We start from the raw sequence: 5,372 nt of genomic DNA, 5'->3' as shown, positions 1-5,372 counted from the left end.
CGTAGAGCACCAGCCCTGTGCCGTAAAACAGCACAAGCACCGGCAGGATCAGCCAGAGTTTGATCCACAGCGATCGCTTCGCTTCCTGCAAACTGCCAGCGGTCAGGTAGCGCTGCACAGAGACCTGGTCCGTGGCCATCTGCACCAGATGCAGGAAGGCACCGGCCAGCAGCACGGCCCAGATATTCACGCGCTCAGACAGGCTGAAGGAAAGACTCAAATCCATGCGCCCATCCGCCATCGCAGTGTCCCACACGCCACCGAGACCACCGGGGATTTTGCCAATCGCCACAAACACAATGATCAGCTGCCCGCCAAAGAGCACGATCAGCTGCATCACATCCGTCCATATGACCGCGCGCATGCCGCCGAGAGCGGTGTAAAGCGTGGTCAGCGTGCCCGTCGCAAGAATCGTGATCCACAGCGGCATGCCGGTGACTTTTTCCAGCGCCAGTGCTGGAGCATATGTGGCAGCGGCCAGCCAGAGCGCGACACGGAAGATAAACAATCCGGAAGCAAGAAGCCGCACGGACAGTGAAAAGCGCTCTTCAAGAAACTGATACGCGGTGAAGAACCGCGACTGATAAAACTTCGGCAGCATGTAAATCGCCGTGAAGGGCGTGGCGATGAAGAACGCCAGCACGATGTAGGCAAACGCAAAGCCGTTCTTGTACACATCCGCCGGACCTGCAAGATAGCTGATTCCTGAAAACAACGCCGCCAGAATCGACATCGCCACCAGAATGCTGTTCATCCCGCGCCCGGCCAGGAAGTAGTCCCCGAGTGATTTGGACCCGCGTGCCGAGAACAAGCCAACGCCGACTGATGCCGCGAGGTAGCCGCCAAAGATGGTATAATCGAGCCAGGAGAAGTGCGTCATGTGGAAGCGATGATCGTGGATGGAACGATTTGCGAGGCCATTGTTTGCTGGTTTGTTTTTAGAACCAGCCGATTAAACAAGAAACTGGAATGGTCCCATCGTATGAATGACCCCCGCCAGTCTACCCTCATGTCAGACGCCGAGACGCCTTCACAGCTGCCCTACACCGACACCAAGCCGGTGGGCCATGCAGATTTCTATTTCGCCACCAATGCCACCTTTCGCTTCATCCAGCGGCATCACGGTGAAGACGCATTGAAAAAATACTGGCGCGACATCGGCGCTGGCTACTACCGCCCCGTGGCGCTTAAATGGGCGGAGCAGGGGATGCGCGGCGTGGCAGACTACTGGCGCGCCTTCTTTCAGGCTGAGCCAGGAGCCGAGGTCGAGGTCATCGAATCCGCCGATGAAGTGCAGCTCGAAGTCAAACGCTGCCCCGCCATCCATCATCTGCGCGAGCACGACCGCGCCATCGTCCCCAATTTCTGCCAGCACTGTTACTTTGTCAGCGAAGCCATCGCAGAGCCTGCCGGCCTGACCGTTCGCATCTGCGGTGGCAACGGCACCTGCACCCAGCGCTTCATCAAACAAACAGCGGAAGCCGCTCCGCAAAACCTGGAGGACATCGCCACAGCATCATGATCGGTTGTTACGACTTCTGCGGGCACTACGAGTGGACCTTCGAATGGCTCCGTGCGCAGGGAGGTCATGATCTGGTGCGTGCCTACTGGGACGAGGCCATCCATCAGGACTCCCAGCTCCACGCCTCAAAACTCATCGAAGCAAAAGGCATCGAAGGCATGAAGGAATACTGGGGCCCCACGCTCGCGGACGAAGGCGCGGTTTACGAGCGCACCGTCACCGACGACGTCTTCCGCATCGACATGCACGAATGCCCCTCCAAGGGCTTTCTCCTGCGCAACGGCCTCAATCAGTACACCGACTACTGCGACCACTGCATGGGCTGGATCGGTCCCCTGATGCAAAAGGCCGGCTTCGTCATCGATCACGAGCACAACCACTGCGGCCAGTGCTGGTGGGAGATGCGCCGGGCCGCAGATACCACGCCTCCAAGCCAGCCCGGTAAACTCGCGGGCAAAGACGATGTCCGCCTGCGTCCCGACTGGAAATCACCCCACACCGACCACTATGCACGCGCAACCGATCCCGATGACAAAACGACTGTTTAGCGTGGTGGCATTCCTCGCATGCGCTGCACACGCCGCCGACTGGCAGCCGCTGCCCCCGCTCCCCGAGCCCAACGGCGGCTTCCTTTCCGGCGTGAAAAATGGCAAGATCGTAATCATCGGCGGCACCAACTGGGAGGGAGGTAAGAAAAACTGGCTAAGCGCCATTCACGAATTTGACCCAGCCGCAGGAAAGTGGACGAAGCTCCGTGAATTGAGCAGCCCCGTGGCCTATGGAACCAACCTTCAAAATGACACCACGTTCGCATATCTCGGTGGAACAGACGGCAAGCAAACACTGAAAGCACTTTCGGTCATTGAAGGAGAAAAGACCAGTGTTCAGCTCTCCGCACTGCCCGCCTCGGTGATCCTTGCTGCCGGGGGAACGGTGAACGGCAAACATGTCCTTGTCGGCGGTACCGATGACGCGGCAAACATCGCCGGTGTTCAGCGCTCCGTGCATGCCGTGGAATGGATCAAAGGCAGTTGGCAGGTCACCAAACTGGCCGACTATCCCGGCCAACCCTTTGCCGTCGCCGCCTCCGCAGTGGTGGGTTCCGAACTCTTCATCTTCGGCGGCATGAACTACGACGCTTCCGCCAAGGCTCCATCAAACTCCGTGGAAGCCTACGCATTCTCACCCGCAAATAACTCATGGCGAAAACTGCAGCCCCTCGCCGTGCCCAATCGCGGCCTCACCGCCATCGCTCTCGATGACCAGCACATCTACCTCGCCGGTGGCTACACCACTGATTTCACCGCCGATGCTTTCATCTACGACGTAAAGTCCAACACCTCCACCAAAGCCAAACCTCTGCCCTACGCCGCCATGGTCGGCCTCATAAAACTCGACAGCTTCATCTACTGCCTCGGCGGCGAAGACAAGCAGAAGTCCCGCACCGACAAATTCTTCCGCATCCCCTTGGCAGAACTCCTGAAGTAACTACTTCGCCGTATACCCGCCATCCACCGGCAGATTTACCCCCGTGATGTACCTCGATGCATCACTCAGCAGAAAGATCACCGCACCACCCAGATCCGTCTCATCCGCCATGCGCCCGAGCATGGTGTGCTCGCAGTACCTCTGCAAAAACGGCTCGGGCTGGTTATTGAAAAAGCCCCCCGGCGCAAGGTTGTTCACGCGCACTCCCTGCGGCCCGTAGAGCGCAGCATAAAAGCGCGTGAGGTTCTCCATGCCTCCCTTATGAAAGAAATAATCCGGCGGCATGTCACCCATGTTAGTGCCCGTGTACAGCTCGTAGCTCGGGCCGATCATCCCCTGAATGCTCCCAATGTTCACGATGCTGCCGCGTCCCGCTTCCGCCATCGTCATGCCAAAGTGCCGATGCATGAGCATCACACCCGTCGCATTCACGCGCATAGATTCCGCAAACTGCTCCGCCGCGCCATTCGCCCCCTTCATCGGGCGCAGCACCGCATTGTTCACCAGTCCGTGCAGCGGACCATGCTGCGCAGTCACGCGCTCATGCAGCGCCACCACAGAACCTTCATCCCCCTGATCCAGCGACTCCGCAAAGACGCAGTTACCCTTCGCCGTCTCCTCCTCCGCCACCACCTGCAGCTTCGCCACATCACGTGAAGCCAGGATCAGCGTCGCCCCCGTCTGTGCCAGCATAGCCGCAAGACCACGGCCATAAAGTCCAGCACCTCCAGTGAGTAGAATCGTTTTGCCTTGAAGAGAGAAGAGAGAAGATGACATGTTATTTCTTGGATGAAGTGATGGGATTCGAATTCAGGGCGATAATCTTTGTCACTGTCGCTTCGGCTACACGCTTGTTGCCTTCCATGAAGTAACCTTGAATGCCCGGTTTGATTCTTTTTTGGTGAACTTCATTTCTCATTTCAGGAATTAAAATCCACATGGTGGCAGTGCCTTGCAACGCAACAGGATGTTCCTCGTTATCTACTTCACCCTCAGCTGTTAAAAACTCTGGATGAATCATGAAGATTCCATCTCTTTGAATGTCGTCACCAGAGTAGGCCCAATCGCAACGATAATGCTGTCCTGGTGGTCCAGACAACCTGCCGCCTTCTTCCGAAGTGAAGAAACGATACGCCACTTCAAAATCAGGCGGATGTCCGCGAATCTGGGCGTAATTCATAGCGCTTACTTGGATTGGTAAATCGAATCACTGCCCGTCGCGGAGCCCGCCCCGCCGAAGTCACCCACCAGCTTCTTGAACGCATTCCCCAGTTCCAGCACATCCGCACCCAGCGTGAAGACCCGCGTTCCTTCCGCCAAGACCTCCTCTTTCTGCCCATAGAGCGACGCCACCGCAGGATACTTGCCGTATTTCAGCGCCGCCGCCGCCACACGCTTGCGCGCAGCCACCACTTCCGGATGCGTGGCTTGCCCCAGCTTGCCAATGCGGTGGCTGAAATCTCCCGCGCCAAACAGCAGCATGTCAAAACCCGGCACCGCCGCGATTTCTTCCACCACCTCCAGCGCCTCGGGGCTTTCGATTTGCAAAATCACAAACTTCTCCGTGTTGCAGTGCTGCGCGTACTCCGCCAGCGGCACCTGGCAAAACAACCCGTCCATGTTGCCAGCATCCAGCGCCTTGCTGCCCAGCGGGCGGCAGCGCACCATGTCCACCACATTGCGCGCCTCGTCAGCACTGGTCACATGCGGCACCATGATGCCCGTCGCATCACACTCAAAAGGCTTCACGTACTCGCTGTAGCCGCCCTTGTTCACGCGAACGATGGTGTCCATGTCATACAGCTTCGCCGCACGCACCTGATGCTCCAGATTGAGCCAGCTGTTCGGCACATGCTCGTTGCATAGCCACACCGCACTCGCTCCGGCAAGTCCCGCCAGCTCCACGATGCGGGGATCCCCCATGTTCAGTTTGATGACCGTGCTGTTTTGACCAGCGCGAATTTCTCGAAGGATGCGGGAGGGGCGGAGTTTCATGAATGTGTTTCGGAAAGGATGTCGGCAATGTGGATGACCGCCCCATTCTGCTCGCGGCTGCGCCGTCCAGCAATGATGACCGCCATCAGTTCCACGGTTTCGTCAAAGGGCAGGGGACGCGCGCCCGTTTGCAGCATGTCGATGAACGCCACCAACTGCCCGCGGAAAGCATTGTAAGTATCCGTGAGTCGCAGCGGCAGCTGCCCCTGCGTGCCATAGAGATGCACCGCACCAAAGCTGCCATACGCATCATGCAGCGCGCCAATCGTCACCCGCACGCCACTGCGATGCGTCAGGTGCATCACATCACCTCCCGCATCGCTCAGCGCCTGCACGGTCAGGAAACCCGGCCCCAGCAGCGGCTCCA

At 58.3% G+C, this 5,372-nt stretch carries 6 protein-coding genes and 2 pseudogenes; 3 read left to right on the top strand and 5 right to left on the bottom strand.

The annotated features are described in order from the left end of the window. Positions 1–880, bottom strand: a pseudogene (locus tag ACIREA_RS25795) (hypothetical protein); the annotation flags it as partial. 129 nt (positions 881–1,009) lie between these two features. On the opposite strand from ACIREA_RS25795, the gene ACIREA_RS25790 reads away from it, so the two are divergent. Genes ACIREA_RS25790 through ACIREA_RS25780 form a run of 3 tightly spaced genes read left to right on the top strand, consistent with a single transcriptional unit; the run spans position 1,010 to position 3,010 of the window. After that, positions 1,010–1,522, top strand: a complete 513-nt coding sequence (locus ACIREA_RS25790) for a hypothetical protein (protein WP_397385196.1) — start codon at positions 1,010–1,012, stop codon at positions 1,520–1,522. Next, positions 1,519–2,070: a hypothetical protein gene (locus ACIREA_RS25785; protein ID WP_397385195.1), complete on the top strand. Its 552-nt coding sequence runs from the start codon at positions 1,519–1,521 to the stop codon at positions 2,068–2,070. Before ACIREA_RS25790 ends, ACIREA_RS25785 begins: the two co-directional genes overlap by 4 nt. Then, positions 2,051–3,010, top strand: coding sequence for a Kelch repeat-containing protein (locus ACIREA_RS25780; protein WP_397385194.1), 960 nt, complete (start codon positions 2,051–2,053; stop codon positions 3,008–3,010). The genes ACIREA_RS25785 and ACIREA_RS25780 overlap by 20 nt, the downstream gene beginning before the upstream one ends. Here ACIREA_RS25780 and ACIREA_RS25775 read toward each other — a convergent pair whose 3' ends face one another. The 4 genes and pseudogenes from ACIREA_RS25775 to ACIREA_RS25760 all read right to left on the bottom strand — a co-directional run. Then, entirely contained in the window at positions 3,011–3,787 is a 777-nt protein-coding gene (locus tag ACIREA_RS25775; protein ID WP_397385193.1) for an SDR family oxidoreductase, read from the bottom strand. Between the two features lies 1 nt (position 3,788). Beyond that, positions 3,789–4,190, bottom strand: coding sequence for a hypothetical protein (locus tag ACIREA_RS25770; protein ID WP_397385192.1), 402 nt, complete (start codon positions 4,188–4,190; stop codon positions 3,789–3,791). Between the two features lie 5 nt (positions 4,191–4,195). Beyond that, a complete protein-coding gene (locus tag ACIREA_RS25765; protein ID WP_397385191.1) occupies positions 4,196–5,005 on the bottom strand; it encodes an HpcH/HpaI aldolase/citrate lyase family protein in 810 nt (269 codons plus the stop codon). Continuing rightward, positions 5,002–5,372 (bottom strand): annotated as a pseudogene (locus tag ACIREA_RS25760) (oxidoreductase); the annotation flags it as partial. The pseudogene ACIREA_RS25760 and the gene ACIREA_RS25765, both read right to left, overlap by 4 nt.

The sequence above is a fragment of the Prosthecobacter sp. genome, assembly GCF_044373815.1.
Classification (GTDB): domain Bacteria; phylum Verrucomicrobiota; class Verrucomicrobiia; order Verrucomicrobiales; family Verrucomicrobiaceae; genus Prosthecobacter.
Note: the sequence above shows the minus strand (reverse complement) of the source record. Positions and strands in the feature narration are given on the sequence as shown.

What these genes read in the sequence shown, in the direction of transcription:
- ACIREA_RS25790 (WP_397385196.1), top strand. Translation starts at nt 1,010, where the DNA reads ATGTCAGACGCCGAGACGCCTTCACAGCTGCCCTACACCGACACCAAG.
- ACIREA_RS25785 (WP_397385195.1), top strand. Translation starts at nt 1,519, where the DNA reads ATGATCGGTTGTTACGACTTCTGCGGGCACTACGAGTGGACCTTCGAA.
- ACIREA_RS25780 (WP_397385194.1), top strand. Translation starts at nt 2,051, where the DNA reads ATGACAAAACGACTGTTTAGCGTGGTGGCATTCCTCGCATGCGCTGCA.
- ACIREA_RS25775 (WP_397385193.1), bottom strand. Translation starts at nt 3,787, where the DNA reads ATGTCATCTTCTCTCTTCTCTCTTCAAGGCAAAACGATTCTACTCACT.
- ACIREA_RS25770 (WP_397385192.1), bottom strand. Translation starts at nt 4,190, where the DNA reads ATGAATTACGCCCAGATTCGCGGACATCCGCCTGATTTTGAAGTGGCG.
- ACIREA_RS25765 (WP_397385191.1), bottom strand. Translation starts at nt 5,005, where the DNA reads ATGAAACTCCGCCCCTCCCGCATCCTTCGAGAAATTCGCGCTGGTCAA.